Origin of the sequence: Pseudoalteromonas piscicida, from assembly GCF_002208135.1 — a bacterium.
GTDB classification, from domain to species: domain Bacteria; phylum Pseudomonadota; class Gammaproteobacteria; order Enterobacterales; family Alteromonadaceae; genus Pseudoalteromonas; species Pseudoalteromonas piscicida_A.
On record NZ_CP021646.1, the window covers coordinates 3,316,382 to 3,341,002 of the forward strand.

4 protein-coding genes are annotated in these 24,621 nt (G+C 47.1%); all 4 read right to left on the minus strand.

Annotation, left to right across the window (positions count from 1 at the left end; translation table 11 throughout):
- Window positions 1-6: 6 nt before the first annotated feature.
- A complete protein-coding gene (locus B1L02_RS15255; RefSeq protein ID WP_232003101.1) occupies window positions 7-9,690 on the minus strand; it encodes a non-ribosomal peptide synthetase in 9,684 nt (3,227 codons plus the stop codon).
- Window positions 9,690-19,631, minus strand: a complete 9,942-nt coding sequence (locus B1L02_RS15260; protein ID WP_088531718.1) for a hybrid non-ribosomal peptide synthetase/type I polyketide synthase — start codon at window positions 19,629-19,631, stop codon at window positions 9,690-9,692. Before B1L02_RS15260 ends, B1L02_RS15255 begins: the two co-directional genes overlap by 1 nt.
- Window positions 19,632-20,576: 945 nt before the next feature.
- Window positions 20,577-22,592 carry an amidohydrolase family protein gene (locus B1L02_RS15265; protein WP_088531719.1) on the minus strand — a complete coding sequence of 672 codons (2,016 nt, stop codon included), beginning with the start codon at window positions 22,590-22,592 and terminating at the stop codon, window positions 20,577-20,579.
- Between the two features lie 110 nt (window positions 22,593-22,702).
- On the minus strand, window positions 22,703-24,397 hold the full coding sequence (ggt, locus tag B1L02_RS15270) for a gamma-glutamyltransferase (protein ID WP_088531720.1): 1,695 nt from the start codon (window positions 24,395-24,397) through the stop codon (window positions 22,703-22,705).
- Window positions 24,398-24,621 lie beyond the last annotated feature (224 nt).

Below are 24,621 nucleotides of genomic sequence, written 5' to 3' on the forward strand. Positions count from 1 at the left end.
GCTCAATTAAGGCAACCGCTTGGCTTGCTGATAAAGAGTGCCCCCTAACTCAAAGAAATTACTGTTAAGATCTCGAACTTGAGTATTAAGCACTTGAGCAAAAATTTCTGCCAGCAGCGTTTGTAGTTCAGTCATTGGCGCTAAAGGTGCAGTAAGCGCTTGCGCCTGTTGCGATTGCACCAGTTGTGCAAGAGCTCCCGCGTCTACTTTGCCATTATTGGTAAGCGGCATAGCAGCCAGTGCATACAGCTTGTAAGGCAACATGTAACTTGGTAGGGCCTCTGCTAACGAGGCTAATAGCTGAGTATGTAGCGTCTGGTCAAGCTCATAAATGGCATCATTGTGCGATGGTGTAGTTAGCACCACACAGGCCAGTAAGTTATCTTTACTTTCGTTGAGTAACACCTGTGCTTGTTGCACTGCATCTAGTTGCTCAAGTTGCGCCGCGATTTCTTCAAGCTCGATGCGATAACCACGCAGTTTAACTTGGTTGTCTCGACGACCAATAAACTGCAGCACGCAAGGGCAGCCTTCTTCATCTAGCAGCCAACGCACTTGGTCGCCCGTCTGATAATAACGCTGCGAGTTATTCATCAAAGACAATGACACAAATTTACTGGCGCTGAGCTCTGGCAACCCAAAATATCCCTGAGCCACATTATCGCCTGCGATGTATAGCTCACCGGGCATGCCCATAGGCACAGGCTGTTGATGCTGATCCAGCACCACCAAATGAGTGCCTTGAATGGCGCTACCGATTGGCACAAAGCGCTGCGATTGCTGTGCAAGCGAAACCGCATCTTGGCCGTTACAGCGATACACACAGCACCCGACTGTTGCTTCTGTTGGGCCATATTCGTTATAAAAATGAGCCTGTGGCAACAGTGCCCCAACTTGAGCAACCACGCTGCTAGATAGAGCTTCTCCTCCCACCACAATTTGGTGCGCTGCATTGCTCGGTTGTAATCGTGCCAACACGCCTTGCAAGTGAGCCGGAGTTAACTTAAACAACAGTGCCTCTTCGCGTGCTAAACACGCACTAAGCTCTGTGATTAACTGCTCACCATCGCTTAACAGTACAACTCCAAGGCCATTAACCAGCGCTCCCCATAAGCTCGTTACTGTCGCATCAAACGCTAAAGGCGTGCTGACAACACTCTCTTGTATATCGCCTTGGAGATAACTGTGGCTAACGTGCTCAAGATAAAGGTGTAGATTACGATGGCTGACCACCACGCCTTTGGGTTGCCCAGTGGTACCAGAGGTATAAATTATATAAGCCGGCGCATCAATATCACTTAACGGCGCAAGCGCTTCTACAGGCATGTTCTGCCAATGCAGTGCGGTGTCCATTAGCACCAAACGACAGTTGAGTTCTTTGGCGTTTTGAAGTAGCGCTGAGGTGGTGATAAGGCAAGTCGCTTTACTGTCACGCAATATATACTGCTGACGCTGACTCGGTGCATTGGGGTCAAGCGGCACATACACGGCCCCGACTTTTAAAGTTGCCAGTAGTGCCACCACTTGTTCACAACTTGGCGTTAAGCTAATTGCAACCTGCGACCTTGCTGTCACGCCTTGCTCAATCAAGTAACGCGCTAGCTGATTACTTTGGGACTCCAATTCGCCAAAACTTAATCGTTTACCAGCCATATCTCGCACGGCATGGTGGTGCGACCGGTGCTGAGCAAAATGCCGTATTTTATCGCTGATAAACCAAGGCGATTGTAGCGGCGTCTGCGTAGTAGCCTCTAACTGGCTGAGTGTTTTGCTATCGACTAATGGTAAGGTATTTACACTTTGCTCAGGGCTTGTCAGCGCAGCATCAATTAACGTCACAAAAGCATCAACCATCGCCTGTACGCTAGTGTGTTTAAACAAGGCTTTGGCATAATTCCATTGCACCGCTACCTCACTGCCCGATTCTTGTGCATTCACTTCTAAGTCGAACTTCATTGCAGGCTTAAGATCAAGCTGTTGCTCGATTTTAAGATGAGGTAGCTTGAAGTCACTTTGTTCGTTATTTTGTAGTGCAAAGAGTATTTGTAATACGGGCGAATGCGCTAGGCTGCGCGGAGGATTAATGGCATCGACAAGCTGCTCAAAAGGTAAACTCTGATGGGCAAACGCCGCCAAGATCACCTGTTTTTGCTCACTTAACCAGTCGTTAAACGAAGGCGACCCCACTTTGCGAGCGCGAATAGCCAAGGTATTCACAAAGCAGCCCAGTAAGCCCTCTAACTCTTTCACCTCACGTCCGGCAATAGGCGAGCCAATGACAATATCCTGAGCTTGGCTAAGACGAAGCATCAACAGCGAAAAGACACTTTGCAACCACATATACAAGGTCACCCCTTGTGCTTGGCAATGCGCTTTTATCGACTCAACTTGCGACGTCGTAAGAGTATGACGAATACACTCACCATCAAGGGACTGAACGTGTGGTCGCTCAAAGTCCAGCGGTAATTCATGAACAACAGGACACTGCTGCAACTGAGTTTGCCAATAGGAAAGATCCGCCTGATAGCTATCTTGCTGTTGCTGTTGCCAGTAGGCAAAGTCTGCATACTGAACCGCCAGCGGTTTAGCGTATTGCTCCGGCAACGGATACGCTGGCGCCTCACTAAAGTGCCGATAAAACGCCACAAACTCTTTGGCAAGCAGCGCCATCGACCAACCGTCGCTGGCAATGTGATGCATGTTAAATAAGAGTCCATATTGGTTGCGACTAAACTGTACACATATAACGCGCAGCATAGTGTCTTGGCATAAATCAAAAGGTTTGCTGAGCGATTGCTGCTGTAATGTTTGCCAACGCTGCTGTTGCTCTGCGTTATTCAGCCCAGACAAATCGACTAATTCCACAGGACAGGCAACTTGATCACGAACTTGCTGCACGGCACCGTGCTCACCATTTGCGGGGACGATGACCGTACGGAGCACTTCATGACGCGCAACAATTGCGCTTAACGCTTTTGTTAGGGCGTCAATATCAAGGGCTCCCTCACACCAATAGCTCGCTGGCATATGGTATTGCACACTCTGCTCATGTAACTGGTCAATTAACCACAAACGCTGCTGGGCAAAAGACAGAGGTAACGCTTGGCCCCTTGATACTGGCTCAATGGTATTGCTGTGCGCAATCATCAAACTTGCGGTTATCACTTCAGCAAACGCTGCAATACTTGGCGCATCAAAGAGTTGTGGCAAAGTGATATCTCGCCGTTGCTCACTGCGCACTCGGCTTATCACTTTAATGGCAAGCAGAGAATGCCCGCCTAGGTCAAAGAAACTATCGTTAATACTCTGTACTTGGCTCGGTAGTAGCTCACGATATAACTCAAGTAAATAACGCTGTATATCTGTGAGCTTAGATCCATCAATTACCTCGGCGACCTCATGGCTTTTCGCCTGTGCCTGATAGGCAAACTGTAGTGCTTGCTTGTCTACTTTTCCGTTTGCGGTCAGTGGAATATCAGCAACGATATCCAGCGCGGCAGGTAACATGTAACTGGGCAACGACTGCGATAAAGCTTGGCGCAACTGCACGAGTGTGAGCTTAGCCTCACCATTTAAAACCACATGAGCCACTAGGCTTTCTTGTGCTACATCAACACTCACAGCGCAGCTTTTTACCTGTGCCAACGCGTCGATTTGATGAGCGATTGCCACAAGAGAAATGCGGTAGCCTCGCAGTTTTACTTGCTCGTCTAACCGTCCCAAATAACAAAGGTAGTCAGCCTCTCCGCGCGCATTCGCCTGCCACTTTGCCTTGTCGCCACTGCGATACCAACGCATGCTTGAAGTACCAGACTCAGGCACTGCTTGCTCAACAAAGCGTGTTTGCGTCACACTCGCGAGATTAATATAGCCTTCACACACCCCATCTCCCGCCAGCCAAAGCTCTCCGGGCATATTAGGTAAGGCCAGTTCACCAAATTCGTCGACTACCACAAGGGTCATATTATCGATAGCATGACCAATAGGCACTTCTTCATGGCCCGCTAACAAGTGGCGCGACTCACGGCTTACAGCATAGACACTACAGCCGACTGTTGCCTCAGTTGGGCCATATTCGTTTGTCCACAGGGCATTAGGGAGCTTATCCATCAGCTTATCAACCAAAGCTGCGCTTAGCCCCTCACCGCCAACCACAAATCGGTGGGCGATATTGTTATGAGTTTGTGCGTCACTTAATGCAAATACCGCGCGTAAGTGAGCCGGTGTTAACTTGAATAACTTGGCTTCCGTAGCGGCAAAAATCTGTTCATGTAACGCAGGCAACAATTCGGCGTCCGTAGGGAGCAGCTCAAGCTCACCGCCTCGCATCAAAATAGGCACTAAGGCGGTCACCGTCGCATCAAACGCCAGCGGTGTACTGAGTACAGCCTTGGTTATGCCACCCGATTGTGGCAGATAGCGCTGACAAGCAAAACGCAGATAATGATTGAGGTTGCCATGACTAATGGGCACCCCTTTTGGCTGCCCGGTTGAACCTGAGGTATAAATAACATAGGCAAGCTCGGCTTGGTTAAATGCTGCTGCGTCTTCATCTACCAGCAAACTAGTATCGTAAAACGCAAAGTTCCCTTCGGCTTCGAACAAATCATCAAGCAACAAAAAGTCACTACCGGCTTCAATCAAGCGCTCGGCATCTTCACTTAGCGCCAGCGTCAATACGATGTCTGCATCATCCATGATATAGGCTAAGGTATCGGTTGGCGTGTCATGATGAATGGGCACATAGGTATGGCGCGCTTTTAATATTGCCAGCACCGCGGCCACCATGTAACTCGAAGACGGCAGTAAAATAGCAATGCGACTTTGCTCGGCAAATGCCATTTCTAATAAGCTATTAGCGAGTTGGTTCGCGCATTTTTCTAAGGTGAGATAACTACAAGTGAACTCTCCCATACGCACCGCAGTCTGTAGTGGTGTCTGAAGAGCCGCCTGACTAAACTGAGTCACCCATGGCTGTTGCTCTGTCACTTCTACCGTAACACTTTGCTGCTGTTTTAATAGCGCTAACTGCTGCTCAGCGGGCCACAATGACAATGCTGACAACGGAGTATTTGGCTCTGCAAGACACTGCAATAACACATAACAAAACTGCTGATGGAAACTAACTATACTCGCTTCTTGCCACAAATTGCTGTCATAAAGCCATTCAACGGTGAGTACATCCCCCTCGTCTATCACTGCGACTTCTAAATCTAGTTTGGCACCGCGTACTTTACTTTGGCAGGGCGTCACTTCCAGTTGCGCTAGCGTAAGGTTTTCATTTACCTGATTATTTACCCGAAACACGATTTGATGCAGCGGATGCTGGGCGCTTGAGCGTTCAATGTCTAGCTCATCCACTAACACATCGAAGGGAATATGTTGATATTGCAACGCGTCATTGAGTAAGCCTTGGGTTTGCTGTAGCGCTTGGGTAAAACTGGTGTCTTCACTCCATTCGCTTCTAAGCACTAAGGTATTGATAAAATTACCAATCATACTTTCAAATGCTTTGAGGTGACGTCCTGATACCGGCGTACCAACAACCACATCGCGCTGTTGAGAAAAGCGGCTTAACCACAATGAAAATAGCGTTTGCAGTAACACAAATAAGGTTTGTCCTGAGCGAGTTTGATACGCTCGAAGCGCACTGACCAGCGACGCAGGTATGGACTCAATCACTAAGGCGCCGCGAGGTGAAATTTTCGCTTCTCTGTGGTAATCAAGCGGTAATTCATGAACTTTGGGCAGACCTTGTAATTGCATACGCCAATAGTCTAGTTCCTGTTGCCATAACGAACTCTGTTCCAGCTGCTGTTGCCACATTACATAATCAACGTAATGCACCTCTTGTAGCGGTAAGGTTTCGCTGCTGAGCGCAGCTTTGTATGCCTGTCTTAAAGCGTCACTCAAACAGGCAATAGACCAACCATCGGCAGCGATATGATGTAAGGTGATCACAAGGGTAGCCTGCATGGCTTGCTGCTGATAAAGACTGGCGCGTAGCATCAAATCACGGCTTAAATCGAAGCTGGTTGCGTAATCTTCTGCGATAGCCTGCTCTAACGCATGCGCTTGTTGCTCTGCGGATTTATCTGTCCAGTCGTGCTTAACCAAGGTAAATCGAGCATCAAGGTTAATGCTTTGGAACGGTTCTCCTTGCGCATTTTGATGGTAATTAAAGGCCAAGACTGGATGTTGCCTAATCACAGTAATAAAGGCTTGCTCTAAGGCCTCAGCATTCAGCTTGCCTTGCAATTGAAATATGCCCTGTAGGTTATACTGGTTGCTGTGCCCTTGCAGTTGGTCAACAAACCACAAACGCCGCTGTGCAAATGACAAAGGATAATTGGGCTGTGATGGCGCAGGTTGTAGACTTGGTAATGAAGCTTGAGACTGAGCGTTAGCCAACATCTCGCTTAGTTCGAATACGCTCGGATTGGCAAATACTTGCTTTAAGCTCACCTCCACCGAGAGCTGGGCTCTTAGCTCATTGAGTAATTGCATGGCCAATAAAGAGTGACCACCAATACTGAAAAAGCTATCGTGCAGCCCCACTTCTGGTGCGCCCGTTAAGGTTTGATAGAGCGCGATTAACTGTCGCTGCAACGCACTTGTCACCTTACTACTTTGGCTTTGAGAAGTTAATGCCAAAGACTGTAATTGTTGGCGGTCTATCTTGCCATTACTCAGGGTGGGTAAGTGCTGGCAAAGCTCTATCCAGCTTGGGATCATCGGCTCAGGCAAGCGACGCTTCAAGCCTTGACGGATCACCTCGCGCAGATTGGTTGCGGCGCACTGGCTGCCATCAACACTTACCACGAAAGCAACCAAAGCATCTTGTTTGCCGAGCTTGCGCACCACGACTGCAGCCTGCGTTACCTCATCAAGCGCTAACAGTGCAGCTTCTATTTCATTAAGGTCAACGCGGTAACCGCGAATTTTCGCTTGTTTGTCAATTCGACCGAGAAATTCAAGCTCGCCGTTCGTATTCACCCTAACGCTATCACCACTGCGGTAAAAACGCATGCATTGACCGCTATTTTGCAAAACGCCTGTAAACTGAGCTGCGGTCTCTGAAGGTGCATTTATATACCCTTTGGCAAGACTTGCCCCACCAATATAAAGCTCACCGGGCATACCCGCAGGGGTTGGCTTCCCCTGTTTGTTGAGTACGCAGGTGGTGACATGTGCCAACGGCGTACCGATCGGGTAACTGTGGCCGGTTGGCTTGCTGCCAGTGACTTCATGACAAACCACTCCAATACAAGCTTCCGTCGGCCCATAATGGTTGAAAATACGCGCCTTTGGTGTCAGCGCACGAATGCTATCAACAAGCTGCTCACCTAATGCTTCTCCACCTAACACCCACTGCGAAATAGCGGGTTTTTGCTCAGTAAACTGAGGCAAAAGCACCGCGGCAAAAGAAGGGGTTAATTTAATCAAATTAACTTGCTCGGCCACTAACTTGGCTGCGATTTCAGTCGGTTCTGGCGCTTGGTTTGCAAGAGTCAATACCACAGTGCCGCCATGAGTAAGCACCGGATAGATAGCCGTTAAGCATAAATCAGTGGCAAGCCCTGTGACCACGCCTGCTCGCGTATCTTGGTTGTAACTCAATCGCGCTGCGATGCTGCTGCAATAATGGCTCAGCGCGCCATGGCTGACTTCTACCCCTTTGGGCGTGCCAGTAGAACCAGAAGTAAACAGCACATACGCGCTATCATCGAAACTTGGTGAATAAATTTGCAGCGGTGCGCCCTTGTTTTGGCTCAGCTCGCTATAATCAAGCACCTGGATGTCAGCTTCCCGTAACGCTTGGCAAAGTGGCGTTTCTACACTTACCACCACCGCATTACACTCGGCTTGCGCTAGCATTTGTAGCGCTCTGGCGGCGGGCATATTAGCATCTATGGGTAAATACGCGCGGCCACTTTGCATTACGCCAAGCATAGTGACAATGTCACTCATATCACCCGTTGTTATCAGTGCAATGATTGACGCTGGAACATGTAAGTTGTTGGCAATTTGTAGGCTTTGAGATTGTAGCTGCTGATACGTCAGGGTGCGTGATGCTTCGCCATTGCTGCTTGGCACAACCACTGCAATCGCCTCACCTTGGGTTTGCGCTATATCTCTTATTGCTTGCAGCACAAGCGCTGGCTGGCCAATGTTGTGGTTTATGTCTGCCGCCTTTATCGGTGCGCTCGTTGATTTAAGCACCAAGTCGTCAATCGGCAGCGCCTCTTTAGCACAATAGCACTGGACGAGTGCCAAATAATCATCAGCAAATTGCTGAATAAGCACACGGTCATAGAGCCCTATTGCGTAAACAAAGTCACACACAAGGTATTCATCTGTATCATCAACAGATAGCGTTAAGTCAAATTTGGCAGTGTCATTATCTAGGGCTATTAACTCAGCTTCTAATTGGTTATTTACCGACACTTTACTACTTGCTACACCATTGTAGTTAAACAAGACTTGAAACAAGGCTGAATGCGCAGCGGATTTAGGTAGCTCCAGCGCTTCAATGATGTCTTCCACGGCAGCGTTTTGATTACCAAGCCCTTGCAATACCTTGTATTGCAGCGCCTTAATCGCCTCACTCATGGAGTGATGACCGTTTATCTGCATACGCAGTGGCAAGGTATTAATAAAGCAGCCAAGCATAGCTTCAAACTCGCTTTGCTGACGGTTTGCAACCGGCACCCCTAAAGTAATATCGGCTTGCTCACTGTAGCGATAGAGCAAGATGTAAAACACGCCAAGCAAGGCGGTAAAATGGGTTATGCCGTCGCGGTGGCAGGCTTCATCTAATTGTTGTATTTGCTCCGCATTGAACACACAGCGAACCGTATCACCTTGGTACTGTTTTTCTTTTTTTCTTGGATAGCTGGTGGGCAACTCAAACGGTGTAAAGGCCTCTAACTGCTCAGTCCAATAAGCCATTTGTTGTTGATAGGCTGGGGATTGTCTTAATTGCTGCTCCCAGTGCACATAGTCAACATACTGTAACTCGGGAAGCTCAACACACGACTCCGTTAGCTCATACAGCAGTGCGTTGATAAACACGGCCACGCTCCAGCCGTCACTAATAATATGATGCATGTTAACTAGTAACCAGCGGCAAGTGGCGTGAGAGTTGCTCACCAAAGCCGTCACTTGCAGCAACGACTCGTTGGCAAGATCAAACTGATACCGCGCAGCCTGTTCAATCGACTCTGGAAGCTGATTGGGTAGTGCTTCTTCATCCACTGTCATCACCGCAATCTTCATCGTTTCAGCAGGTTCAATTTGCTGAACCACCTTTCCTTGAACCGTGATAAATCGTGCTCTTAAAATATCGTGCTTAGCTACCAAGCGGCTCAACGCTTGTTCAATGTCCGTGACTGAAAATGGCTGCGATAATTTAACTAGCCCAGCCATATTGTATGCCGCAGTGCCCCCTTCATACTTATCAATAAACCACATTCTTTGCTGCGCTGCCGAGAGCGCACCAGATTGCTTTTGCTGTCCCTGAAGGTAGGTGATAAGCGCAGCTTTGTTCTCCTTTATCTTATCCAGAATACCCTCAGGCAGCTGCCCAAGCGGTGTTCTAAGTTTTAATTTATCCTGCTGTAAATAAACATAAACCTGTTGACGGTCGAGCTCATCTAACCACTGTTTAATCGCTAAGTTATCCATCATTACAAGTCCATCTCCGTCATAGATTTATCACTTAGAGCAGCACTCAAATCTCGATCGCTCAAGACATCACTGACTTTCTCTACGTTTGGAGTTTGCGTCTCTACCGATATAGCATCATGGGCTTGTTTTAGCACTTCAATACACTCGGCAAGCTCGGCAATACTGGCATGCTCAAAGATGTCGCCAATGGTCAATTTAATATTGAAGGCTCGGTTGAGTCTCGATACCAACTGCATACCAATCACAGAGTTACCGCCACTATCCACAAACCGTGCTGTGACACCCAACTGCTTAACAGGGAGTAGCGTTAGATAATGTTGATGCAGCTGTTTTTCTGTTTCAGTGCGGGGAGCTAACGCGTCTATTTTTGATACTTGTTCAGCAGCAGGCTTTGGTAGTGCTTTTCGGTCGCGCTTACCATTTGGCGTCATCGGCCATTGGCTTAGCCAAACAAAATGCTCAGGCACCATGTAACTAGGTAACCATTCAGCGAGCGCTTGACGCAGATGAGGCGAAGACCACTCGGCAGATAACTCACCATCATCAATCATATAACCACACAGACACGGACCAGTTTCTAGGGTTTGTACGCAAACATCGACCTCACTACTATTGAGTATGCGCCCCAAGTGATGGCTAATATCTCCAAGCTCTATACGGTGACCATGGAGCTTAATTTGATTATCTAAACGTCCTTTTACTTCAAAGCGCCCATCAGCTAAACGCCTCGCTTTGTCTCCCGTTTTGTATAAGCGGCGGTTAATGGAAGCGGTAAATTGATGATTGATAAAGCGCTGCTGGGTCAGCTCTGCTTGATGTAAATAACCCATAGCAACACCACTGCCACCAATGTATAACTCGCCCCACACGCCGTCGGGTAAAGGCAACCCTTCACCACGACACTCAATTGGGAGCACAAATAAGCTGGTATTTTGTATCCCTTTACCAATGGTGACCTCCGCGCTGTTGTCGATATGCGCCACCGCTGACCAAATCGTGGTTTCTGTTGGTCCATATAGGTTATAAACCGCTTTGCTGTGACTAAGTAACTGCGCGGCCAGTGCCTGAGGTAAAGGCTCACCGCCACTCCATACCTTTACGCCAGAGGTGCATGTTGGCGCTGCATTTAACACGAGTTGCCATAGCGTTGGCGTTGCTTGCATCACCGTGATCTGTTGCTGTTCGATAAGTGCCCCAAGCACAGCAGGATCGCTAATACTTTCATCGCTTGCCAGCACCACAGATCCGCCAACCAGTAATGGCCCAAACAACTCAAGCAAGGCAATATCAAACGCTACTGTGGTGATAGCCAATAAGCGGTCATCTGCCACCAGCCCCGGCTCACGGCACATAGATGCAAGCAGATTAGCAAATGCCCCGTGATTGACCTCAACGCCCTTGGGTAACCCCATGGAACCAGAGGTATAAATCACGTAAGCACGCTGCTGAGCTTGAATTAGCAAACTAGGGCTGCGAACCGCACTTTTGGCAATGTCTTCGGCATCCCTGTCCATGCATACTCGTTTGAAACGACCATAATTAAATAACGCTGACTCTGCACTGGTGGCATCACACAGCACAACTCTCACTTTGGCATCTTCTAAGATATGCGCGATGCGCTCGTCAGGGAAGGTGAGATCAAGCGGTAAAAATGCCGCCCCAACTTTCATCACTGCCATCAGTGCGATCAGCAGCTCCACCCGGCGTGGTAATGCCACCGCGACGATGCTATTGGGCGTTACCTGCTGCTTCATCAAGTAGTGAGAGAGCTGGTTAACACGCGCATCGAGCGCCTCAAAACTAAGACTCACATCATCAGTTACCAGCGCTGTGCGTCCGCTAAAACGTGACATATTGTGCTGCCACGTTTCAACGAAGCTCATCGCGACCTTGACCGATTGCTCTTGTTGTAGCGGTAACTCGACTAATCGGTGTATATCATCACTGCTTTGCATCAACTCACTTTGAGGCCCTATTGGTGTATTGCTCTTAACCTGCGACAGCAAGTGGACAAACTTAGCTATATATTGGGTCATCAACTCGGTATCAAATTGCGCAGTGTGATACTCCACTAACAGTGACCATTGGCCCGCAACACAGGTCATATTTGTCGTCAGTTCAAATTGGCCGAATTTAGCCACACTTGGCTGCACCTCAACCTCTAATCCATTAAAACTCGGCAAAGCAGTGACTTTATCTAGATTAAACAAAGTGCTAGGTAGAATAAGCTGGTCATCGGCAAGGCTTGAGTACGGGTGAGTTTGGTGATCAAAGGCATCAAGTAAAGTATTTTGCACCCGCTGTACCAGCTCACCGATAGTGCTAAGGCCAGCGATATCAACCACAATGGGCAAGATATTGGTGCAATAGCCCAGTAACGCTTGGTCGAGTAACTCAGGCTCAAACTGCGATGCCAGTCGTTGCCTATCTGATACCGGCACTCCTACACTTATCACAGTCTGGCCGCTTAACTTGTGTAGCCACAAGCAATAAAGTGCAAGCATTGTCGCAAATTGCCCACAACGCAAAGATTGAGCAAGGGTCTCAGTATTTCGGATTGCACTCGATGAAATGGGTAATGTGAGCTGATTGACTTGGTATGAAGCCGCGCTCACCGTCGTTGACTTTGGTAGCTCAAGTGGTGTGGAACTAGCTAAGCACTGATGCCAAAAAGCTTGGTTTTTTGCAGCTTCCGGTGAATGCGAATATGCCTGCAAGCTATCAACGTAGTGACTAAAGGAGACAGCTCGGCTTGCCACCTCATTTTGTTTTGCATCTTGATTGTAGCGCTCAGCGATTGCTGCCAGCACCATCTGTAGTGAAAGCCCATCGCAGATCACATGATGGGCCACAACACTTAGATAGTGCTGTGCTTTGCCATCACTCAGCAGCGTCACTCTACAAAGTGGGTCTTTTGCAAAATCAAACGGTTGATAACGCAGCGCGGATAACCGCGTTTGCAATGTTACTTGGTAGTCCTCACTCCATGGCTCAACATGCAACTCGGCTTTTTCCACTCGGCAATATTGCATTAAGCGGTCACTATCGACGCCAAAACGCAGGATTGGGAAGTCACGGCAAACCGCAGTAACGGCTTGTTGCAGCCGCGTTAAATCGAGCTTACCTGAGAGCTTTAATATCGCTTGTAATTGATATGCACTCGCCCCTTCGCTAGAGGTCAACGCCATCGCTAATAGCTGCTGCTGGCTATGACTAAGTGGAAATGCAGCAGCGTTATCACTTTGGCTCGTTTCACCAAAGTAGCCCGCGCGTTTTAAGCTAAGTACACTGGTTTCAACTGCATTTATCACCGCTGCAATGTCTTCATCTGTATGGGCGGCGCTGAAAAAGCAGTTTCGTCCTTCCCAGATAAACACACCGCGCTCTAGCATTTCATAAAAGAACACATCAAGATTTTGCGAAAAGCGAAAACGGAATAATGAGGCAAACGCTTCAATTCGAATAGGCACGTCATGGGTTTCAAAAAACGCATTGAGATGTGCTTTAAATGCCGCGGTTTTGTCGTTGATCCCTTGTTGTAACGCTGGGCCTTGCGACTTAATAGCTTGCAACACCGCTTTGGCGCTCGCCATGGTCATTGGATGTTTGCAGAAAGTCCCAGCAAAGAAGGTGGTATCGGTCAGAGGGTAGGAATCATCTCCGTATTGCCAATTGCCACCGTCAATGGCATCGAGATAGGTAGCAGCCCCCGCAACCACACCAATTGGCATACCACCACCGACGATTTTGCCATAGGTTGCCATATCGGCCTTAACCCCTATCAAGCCTTGAACACCACCGGGATGTGCTCTAAAGCCAGTGATCATTTCGTCAAAAATAAGGGCAATACCATGTGCTTCAGTGAGTGTACGAAGTTTACGTAAAAACGCCCAAGGCTGATTTTCAGGGTGACGGCTTTGTACCGGTTCAACAATCACTGCGGCAATATGTTGCGCCTCTCGGGTAATGGTCTCAAGCGCTTCATCATCACCATAAGGTAAAACGAGATTATCGGCGATTGCGCCATAACGCACTCCAGCACACATTGCCTCTACGCCTTGCTCTGGCGACTCAGTTGCCAAAGTACCATCATAGTGGCCATGGTACGCGCCTGAGAACTGAACAATTTTATCGCGTTTGGTCACCGTTCTTGCTAAGCGTAGCGCCGTCATGACCGCCTCTGTACCAGAGTTACAAAACGATGCACGCTCAAGCCCAGTCAGCTCACAGATAAGTGCAGCAACCTCAGGCGCATCAGGACTTGCAAGCCCCAGTTGCATCCCAGCTTCAAGCTGTTGCGCCAGTGCTTTTTTGATAAAGTCAGGATTATGACCAAATAAGTTAGTACCAAAGTCCATGGTGATATCAATATAGCGATTATCATCGATATCCCAGATATATGCGCCCTCACAGCGCTTAGAGAACACCGGATAAAGTAGCTCTTTGCTCGACAGTCTAAAACCCGCCGAAGCACGGCAATCCGCAAGGCGTGCGCGATATTCGCTCACTAGCGCTTTTGAACTGTGCGTTTTCGCAATGTAAGCATCACTCAATGCAGCAAGATGTTGGCGTATGGCCGGGCTACTATTGGCACGCTGCACTTGTTTTTGTTGTGCCCCAGGTAATACAGATTGGGCTCTGCTTGGATGGGGTTTTGATACCAGGGTTGCTGTCGAGGTGGTTGCTGTCGTGGTAACTGCGCTGTTTTCAACTTTCACGCCCTGTATATGGCGTAACTGCTGCCCTACTACAGCTTCTAACGCGGCTCTTGCTTCAGCGTTGGTCACAGTGCTTGCCGCCTGCAATTGCGCCTGATAGATAGCGACAAGCGTGTGATTGTCAGCCCCTACTACACTACCTTTTGGCGTATCAGTCGTGCCCGATACAGGTGATGGCAAACTGCCCGCTTGTTGAGGACCTTGCGGTGCTTTGAGATAGTCACTATGGCGTTGAATATATGCTACTAACTTATCGACATCGCTGAGCTCTTGATAAAATTGACGAACACTAAACTCTAAACCGAATTCCCGCTCGTATACTCTAACGGCCTGCATGATCATCAACGAATCAACCCCCATTTCTAACAACGGAAGGTTGGTTTGGATAGCATCAGCGGGCATCGACAAGAGTCCCGCTAGGGTATTGAGCACAAAGCTGCGGATCTGAGCATCACGGTCACTCGCTTCTACCACTGTCTGTGCTTCGAGCTGTGATTGTTCAGTACCAAAAATCCAGTATGAACTGCAATCAAATGGATATTTCGGCAAGCTCGCTCTAACGCTCGGGCGATTGCCATACACCTGTTGCCATTTGAGCGGCCCGCCTAAATCGAGGTATGTGCCCAAACACTCGGCGAATCTCATGCAGTCATCGCCTTTAGGATTCAATACATGGGCATAATTGAGCGCTTTGTTATTGCTGTTTTCTTGTAGTAAGCCACTCAAAATAGGTTTGGGACCAAGCTCAATCGCTAAGCCATGCTCTAGTGACTCAAGCGCAGTTACACAGTCAACAAAGTGAACTGGTGCCATAATTTGCTCAACCCAATACTCAGCGGTTGCAATGCGTGCAGTCTCTACATGCCCCGTCATGGACGAAACAAAAGGCAGCCGAGGCTGTTGAAATCTAACCTGCTCAGCGACTTCCTTAAAGGCGTCTAACATGGGAGTCATCAGTGGAGAATGGAAAGCGTTTGCCGTATGCAGCGCTTTTACTTTAATTTGCTGTGCTGCAAGTACATCACTGAGGGCTGTGATTGCTTCATCAGCACCAGAGAATACGACCCCAGCCTCACCATGGAAGGCTGAGATAACCACTTGCCCCTGAATCTCGCTCAAGCAATTACGTGCGGCTATTTCATCACACCTTACGGCGATCATGCTGCCTTTTATCGGTAATTCATGCATTAGCTGACCACGCGCCACAATCAACTCAACGCCATCACGAAGCGAGAACACGCCAGCAATACAAGCAGCCGCATACTCACCAACACTATGACTGAGAAGCAGGGATGGCTTCACCCCATAATGCATCAGTAAGTTTGCCAAACTGTATTCAACGGCAAACAAGCTCACTTGCGTCCAACGCGTTTGCGCCAGAAGTTCACTGTGCTTTTCGTCGAATAACACATCCAACAGGCGAGCTCCAAAGCGCGTGCCAACCAGACTGTCAATGTCATCTAACTGGCTACGAAACACCGCATGGTGTTGATATAAAGAGTGAGCCATCAAGGGATATTGCGAACCTTGTCCTGTGAACAAAAACGCGACTTCAGGTGCTGTGTTTGCTGATGGGCGCTCACCAATAACGGGTATATCAAGTTGAGCGATGAGTGCTTCTCTGCTAACCCCGTAAAACGTTTTATGCACACCTTTAAGCGGTGCTTGATCGGCATTTTGTGCGCAAAAGTCATCAAACGCTTGAGGAGCTAGGTTCAATAATCGTTCACTATAGAGACCTGCAAGTTGCTGCAATGCAGCTGTCGACTTGGCAGCCAGAGGCAATAGATAACACGAAGGTGGAATTACTTCAGCTTGTGTGCAGGGTTCAAGCACTGGTGCTTGTGCGCAGATCACATGTGCATTAGTACCACCAAAACCAAAAGAACTTAATCCAGCGGCTCTTATTCCCCCATGTTGTACAGGCCATGTCTGCATGCTTTGCGGCACCATAAATGGGAGCTTTTGCCATGGAATATGCGGGTTTAACACCTCACTATAACGCTGCGCGGGAATTTGCCCATGCTGTAAACACAGTAGCGTTTTGATAAGCCCAGCAATGCCCGCACCGGATTCAAGGTGACCAATATTCGCTTTTACCGCACCGAGAATAACCGGATCATGGCGACTATGGTGTTCTCCATACGTGCGGTTTAGTCCGGTGATCTCGATAGGATCGCCAAGCTCCGTACCCGTGCCGTGAGTTTCCACATAGTGGATATCTTCCGCCTGCATCCTGGCATTACCAAGTGCGGCATTGATCACAGCCTGTTGCGCGGCGCTATTTGGTGCGGTAATGCCATTACTGCGACCGTCTTGATTAATTGCACTGCCTTTGAGTACACCAACAATCGGGTCATTATCTGTTATGGCTTGTTGTAGCGGCTTTAGCATCACCACCCCAACTCCTTCACTTCGCACATAGCCATCCGCTGCCTGTGAAAAGGTTTTGCAATGGCCGTCTGCCGCCAACATTTGTGCGCTTTCACAGGCCTTAGTCACATCATCGCTCAGAATAAGATTAACGCCCGCCACCAATGCCGCGTTCGTTTCTCCATTTCTTAGTGCTTGAATTGCATGATGAAGCGCCACCAACGATGACGAACACGCAGTATCAATCGCCACACTCGGGCCGGTAAAATTAAAGCTATAAGAAATGCGGTTTGCAGCAATACTCAACGCCGTCCCTGTGCCTAAATACGCGGTACTTTTTTGCTGCTGTTGCGACAATAAAAAGTAGTCATTTTGCGATATGCCAACATACACACCAATATCGCTACCTGCGAGCGTGGCTGGTTGGTAACCAGCATGCTGTATGGCGTGATAAGTCGTTTGCAGCAGTAATCTATGCTGTGGGTCGATATGCTTAGCTTCGAGTGGCGAGATGCCAAATAATGCAGCATCAAACTCATCGACATTCTCTAAATAGCCACCAAGTCGGTCAGCTTCAAGGTGAGGGCAAAGCTGCTGGCGCTTAGGATCTGGCGTGGTGATCCCATCACCCTGTTGGCATAACAGCTGCCAAAATGCATCAAGTCCATTTGCTGAAGGATAACGACAAGCCATGCCAATCACGGCAATATCTGTATCTGCAATATGTTCTGTTCGGCGAGAGGCTTGTGTATTATTCGCTTGCTCATTGGCACCTTCCAACTCGTTAAGCTCTGTCTCTCCTAGGGCTTGAGTAAGCGTACTAAACTGGCTTAAATACTGGGCTAGTTCGCGAATTGAGGGATATTCGTAAAGTACCGTTGGCTCAAGATCTAGCTCGTGTACTTCCATTAACTCCCCTGAGATCCGTACCGCTTTCATCGAATCTACACCTAATGCTAAGAATGGCGCGTCGATATCCAAACTACGCGCGGGCTTATCGATTTCTTGTGCGACTAACTCTTGTAATAACCGCTGAATTTGCTGCAGTGACGACGAGGATGATGGCACCTCAGCTTGTTGTGGCGTAGCTTCTTCACGGGCACGCGCAATTACTTCAAAATTATCGGCTAAATAACTGCGTTTATTCTCCTGGCGCTGAATTTTACCGCTCGATGTTTTATGAATGCGACCTGGCTTTATCAATACGATGTCATAAGGCGTAATGCCGTGGTGCTCAACGATCGCAGCGGTGATCTGCTGCAATACCTTCTCAGTATCTAACTTTCTCAGTGCGGTACGCTTAACTTGTTGCACGATCACCAAGCGTTCTTCATCACCATTGGAAGCTACCGAAAACGCCGCACCGCCATTTTGCTCTAAGCTATCGCTTGCTTCTGTAACCGTAAGTTCTATATCTTGCGGGTAGTAGTTTTTACCGCGGAAGATAAGCACGTCCTTGGCGCGTCCTGTAACGAATAATTCCCCACGCTGCATAAAGCCTAAATCGCCAGTGCGGAGGTAATCTCGGTCGTCAGCACCTTTAATTCGGGCATGAAATGTAGCCGCGGTTGCCGCTGGGTTATTCCAATACCCCTTTGCCACGCTTGGGCCAGTTACCCAAATTTCTCCGGTTTCACCATCATTGCAGGCTTCAAAAGACTCTGGGTTAACAATCGCAATACTATGCTCGCCCCAACTCACGCCAGAAGATACGGCGTAATAAGGCTGCTGTTCATCAGCCACATCTAACGCATAAAACGCATCTACTGTATCTTCATCTGCGACTCGTTCGGCTTTACCTTGCTGTAGCTTGGTCGCATCAATACGTAATATCCTTGGCTTTTCTAGAAGACGTCCACCGGTTGCAAATAAGGTGGTTTCTGCCATGCCGTAACAAGGTGCGATACTCTCTCTTTGCAAGCCACACACTTTAAACTTTTGATAAAAACGCTCTAGCGTGCTGGCACGCACTGGTTCTGCGCCATTTAATGCTGAGCGCCAATGGGACAAATCTAAGTCTTTAAGGTCTTCATCTTTGACGGTGTCCACGCACAGGTCATAGGCAAAGTTTGGCGCGCTTGACGTCAATGCTTTGGTTTGTGAAAGTAGCTTTAGCCAACGTAGTGGTTTTTGCAGGAAATAGGCTGGATTCATCAGCGCGGCTGTCGCACCGATGTAGATTGGGTGCATAATGCCAAAAATCAGCCCCATATCATGGAAATGAGGCAACCAACTTACAATCGAAGAGTTGTTATCGTGACCAAACGCTTCTTTCATTAGCGCCTGATTATCAAGAATATTGTCGTGGGTTACCATTACGCCTTTAGGTGTGCCCGTCGAGCCTGAGGTATATTGCAAAAATGTCAGTTGCTCACCACGGATTTGTGCACGAGGCCACTGTTGAGTCGTCGATTTAAGTGCAATGTTATCGGTAGTAAATAGTGCTAACTGCGCTAGACTTGGCTCAGAATCAAGCAATGGCTTGGCGATTTCATTGATCTTTTCACTGGTAAGCGCACCTTTGGCACCTGCGTCTTCGATGATGGCACGCAGACGATCAACATTTTGATTCTTTTTAGGTGGATAGACCGGTACCGCAATTATCCCTGCGTATAAACAAGCAAAAAAGGCTTCAATAAATTCAAATCCAGAGTTGTACAGTAATAATGCTCTGTCACCCGGTTCAAAATATTCACTCAATGTCTCAGCAATAGAGGCTGCACGCACATGCAATTCTTGGTAGGAAATGGTTTTACTTGGCAATGCCTCATCGTAAAAATACTGATAGGCAATATCTTGAGATCGGGTACGCGCTAAACCCGCGAGTATAGTAACAATATTTGTATTCATGCCATCCCCATAACTTGGTTGGGATTCCTTTGGCAACAGCGCGAGCAGTGTCAATTTGGCTTGCGACAGTTAACCATCAGTAACGTTGTAAAAAACCAATCAATTACTTAACCGCAACAAACACAATACCTACCTAAGTAGGGAAACGTTTGTAGGGTATATCTATAAAGGTTAACTAACCGCTAAAACCGCGAGCCAAGTTAATCAACAGCACCTTTTGCTATTTGCTTGCAGCATATATACAACATTGCTGTAATCACTCACTGTCACTTTAACGCTTGAATATGGAAACTTTTTTACCACCTTCGTACGCAGGATTGACGACTTCAAAGTATCAAATAGAGTTATTAAAAAGAGACCATACTCAGCAGGTAAAACACACACAACCAGTGTGGCTTCACATCAACGACTCATGATCTGTAATGAAAAAGGCTAGCACAAGAAACTGATAAATAAACCGCTTTATTAACAAAAAAGTAAATTTACCCATTACACAAGATTACACCGAACCATTTTTAGGTACTTTGTTAGGTAATCTGGGCTTCGGATAATTAATGCCTTTCTAGCAGCCAGTTTTAGCGCTAGCTGCGTTGAATTCACTTCCAATAGCCAGCTATTAGTGCGTAAACTAGCCTTGCCTACAAGGGTGTAGGTACCAGGGCGGTAGCAGGACGCGAGATCGGAGTTATCCCCAAAACTCTCGGGCTAGATAAGAAGATAGTTTAAGGTGATTAAAAAACAATGAGTTAGCTCATTCCTTCTCCAAACCTCAGGTTAGGTAGTAACAGGAAAGTCAGAATGATTTGTTTATTTATTTAATAAACCTATGTTTTATAAAAACTTTTTATTAAAATCAGAAATGCAATTTAGCCTGATATCAAGGTAACGAAAATAAAACCAGTGCAAGTCTTATATTTTTTGCACTGGTCTCATAGCATCAAACTATTACTTTAGCGAAGGCGAGGTAGTAAACGGTTTGACTCCTATCGCTTGGTAAATTTCGGCAGGCTTGAACGCTTGCTCACCTTTAATTACCAATGTTGCTTTTTGCAGTGCTGTAATATCCTGCAGTGGATCGCCATCGATCAACACTAGATCTGCCACTTTACCCTTAGCAATCGAACCGGTTTGATGTGCGACGCCCATCAATTTGGCACTTTCTAGCGTTGCCATATTCAGCACATCAGCCGCAGGAATGCCCGCATCAACGTATAGCGCTAGCTCACGGATCAAGGTAAAGCCGGCAATATTATCCGTCCCAGGCACCATAGGAACACCAGCATCATAAAGCTTTTTAAGCATTTTTTGCATCGCTTCACCCGACTCTTGATAGCTCAGTTTAAACTGTTCATCAACATGCATCTCAGCCCCTTTTAAACCACGAGCGAATGCAATTGGCATATGATCTGAAATAGCAGCAAATTCCGGATTGATCTTTTGATCTTCTGACATCAATAAGCTTCTGAAAGTAGAGACCGTAAGATCCACAACAATGCGCTTATCGCTTAGCAGCTTAACGAAAGCATTCATCTCTGGGCTATCTAGTGATAAACCTGAGGCTTGCTCACCCATCAGTGAAAACCGTTTTTGTGTTCTGGTATCTACCTCTTCACCAGCAAGAAAATTCAGGAACAGCATATTAATATGCTGAATTTCATCATAACCATTTGCAATGGCTTGCTCTGCTGTCATAAACGCTGGTACGTGACCGCTAAGTCTCAATCCTCGGCTATGTGCACGTTCAGAAATAGGCTTTACCCAGTTCGGGGCGATAGAAGAATAGAGCTTCACTTGAACATAGCCATTATCGGCAAAGAAATCGACCGTCTCGAGCGCTTCTTCCAATGACTTTACACTTAAGCCAGCTGAGTTTTCGCTGTATTTATCCATAAAGCCAGCACGATACACACGAGAACCCAGCACCTGATTGGTATTAAAGAGCGCTTCAATTTCCATAATATTGTCATGCTCGTTACCCATGTCTCTAACACTGGTAATACCGTTTGCAATATTAAGAATACCGTTCTCTTTTGATAAATGACCGTGCATATCCCAAAGTCCCGGGATCAAGGTTTTCCCTTTCCCATCAAGGCTGACCACGCCTTTTTGCTTTTTAATATGTTTAGCTATTTCTACAATTTTGCCGTTTTTAATCAACACATCATGGTTTTTCAGCAGTCTTTTCTGCTCACCATCAAAGACAGCAACATTTTCAATAAGTAAAGCTGGGACATCGTGTGTCAACTTGTTGGCGAGGTTTTCTAAATGCTGCTGTTCGGCTTGTTTTTGGATAGCCTCAAGTTCTTCAAACTGTGCTTTTGTGTAGCCGTCGCGCAAAACATACATTGGCCCCCAACTTTGCGCGAAATAATTACCATCGTCGTCATACCATGCAAAATTAGGAGTAAGGCTAAGACCACTCGTAACCAACAGATGAACGGTTTGTTCCCCCAACTTCATCGTCTTCATTTTTTCGATAAGCATTTTACCTTGAGGGTAAACATCTAATTCGTATTTATTATTTTTTAGAACATAACGCATCGTCGCGTTATCTAATGCAAGGTGGTTATTCGACGGTACGTAGAAATCGAGTGTCGCGTCAGCCTTAATGCCAGATTCATTGACGCTTTTCCACTGTGCGATGCCTCTGTTATAGCTAAACGTTTCGTCAATCGTGGAACCAAAAGCAGAACGCCCTTTAAGACTAAAATTGATAGGTAGTCCTTTTTCATTCAACTTTAAGGTTTCATCAATTAGGATCCGACGGTTGTTCCAGCCAAACTCAATTTTGGCTTTATAGTTTTGATCGTCGATTTTTTCTTGGGTTAGCGTGCCAGCTAAGCCCTTTTCTGAGTAAACATTATTGGTAATGGTGTCAGCAAATACCGCCCAACTTTGAGTAGTTAAAAGCGCCGCAACGATTGCCGACAAGGCACTTCGCTTTGTTATTATTTTTGTCATGTGATTGTTCCTTTCATTTCCGTTTAACAACAATGATATTACATCAAGATAACAAAAAGCGAAGTGCTTTAACTGTTACAATTCGTGTGGTTTCACCACCCTATTAGGCTTTAATAACCCGCAGCTTGACCATCTTTTCTTGTTTCAGATGCACCGTAGTAAACCCCAGTTTTATTATCTCGCATAATCGCTTGATAACCGCCATAAGGACCAACGGCTTCTTGTAACTTGTGACCCTTTTTTATCAGCTCTCTACGAGTTTCCATCGAAAAGCCCGACTCGAGACTAACATACCCTCCATCCGTCATGATTTCACCGGTTGGTTGCGATGAACCACTATGCAAAATTCGAGGCGCATCGCCCGCTTCTTGTAGATTCATACCAAAGTCAATCATATTGATGAGGATCTGCGCATGCATTTGCGGTTGAGTCGCACCTCCCATCACGCCATAACTCATCCAAGGTTTCCCATCTTTTGTGACAAAGGCAGGAATAATGGTGTGAAATGGTCTTTTACCGGGCGCATAACCGTTATAGTGGTTTTTATCTAACGCAAATAGCTCGCCTCTATTTTGCAAGACAAAGCCAAGTTTAGCTGGAGTCATGCCTGAGCCCATACCACGGAAATTACTTTGGATTAGCGACACCATATTACCTTCCTTATCCGCAGCCGTGAGATAGATAGTATCCCCTTCTACAGGGCCCGCATGATCGCGTTTAGCTGCTTTATTTGGATCAATCAATGCACGTCTTTTATCGGCATACTCTTGAGAAATAAGCGTCGTGACTGGTATCTCATTGAAGTCTGGATCGGCGTAGTATTTTGCTCTATCCGCAAAGGCGAGCTTTTTTGCTTCAACAAAGGTGTGAATGTATTCTGGGCTGTCGAATCCCATAGCCTTGATATCATAGCCTTCTAGAATATTGAGAATTTGCTGGGCTGCAATGCCTTGACCATTGGGAGGTAATTCCCATAATGTATAACCACGATAATCAGCACTTACGGGTTCGACCCACTCACTGTGATGCTCAGCCAAGTCTTGGTAACTCAAGTATCCACCATTGGCCTTCATATAACGGTCGATTTCTTTAGCAATTTCGCCTTTATAAAAAGCATCGCGGCCTTTCTCTGCAAGTAACTCATAGGTATTAGCGAGTGCCGGATTCTTAAATATTTCTCCCTTTTTAGGCATTTCACCTTCAGGCATGAATACTTCTTTAAATCCGGAATACTGCTCACGAGCCGACACCGAGCGCTGCATATAATAGGCAATCAACTCAGAAACTGGAAAGCCGCTTCTGGCGTAGTCGATACTAGGTTGAAGCAACTCTTTCATTGGCAATTTGCCAAATTTGCTGTGTAGTTCAAACCAGCCATCGACCGCGCCAGGCACAGAAACGGGAAGTGGCCCATAACTTGGAATTTTATCGCCTTGTTGCTGTAACTTTGCTAGCGAAAGGCTTTTTGGTGAGCGCCCTGATGCATTGAGACCAAACAGCTTTTGCTGCTTTGCGTCCCACACAATGGCAAATAAATCACCACCGATACCGCAACCTGTAGGCTCCACTAAGCCAAGCATAGCATTGGCCGCAATTGCAGCATCTATGGCGCTTCCACCTTGCTTCAATACATCAAGCGCGACTTGTGTTGCCAGTGGTTGAGAAGTTGCCACCATGCCCTGAGTTGCAATAATCTCAGAGCGGCTAGCAAAGGCTTTTCCCGTGATCCTGTCATAAGCGAGAGCTGCAGAGCTTACTGACGCACAAAGCATACTAACTAGCGTGCATTTAACTACCTTATTCATTGATTTTCTCTTTTATTGTTTTCTTTTTAACCAATATAAAAAGCCAATCCTCTTACGGCAATCAATTTGCGGTCAAAGCGAAATAAAACGAGATTGGACCTAATGCGAAACTCAACACGCTATCGCCATAGCACACGGTCTATCACATTAATATTTGCACAAATTTAATACAGGACTTTGCAGCTGGACTACACTAATGTTGAAGCGCTCTGCAGGAAAAAAAT

Excerpts from the sequence above, each read along its gene's own strand:
- B1L02_RS15265 (WP_088531719.1), bottom strand. The coding sequence starts at position 22,592 with ATGACAAAAATAATAACAAAGCGAAGTGCCTTGTCGGCAATCGTTGCG.
- ggt (WP_088531720.1), bottom strand. The coding sequence starts at position 24,397 with ATGAATAAGGTAGTTAAATGCACGCTAGTTAGTATGCTTTGTGCGTCA.
- B1L02_RS15260 (WP_088531718.1), bottom strand. The coding sequence starts at position 19,631 with ATGAATACAAATATTGTTACTATACTCGCGGGTTTAGCGCGTACCCGA.
- B1L02_RS15255 (WP_232003101.1), bottom strand. The coding sequence starts at position 9,690 with ATGATGGATAACTTAGCGATTAAACAGTGGTTAGATGAGCTCGACCGT.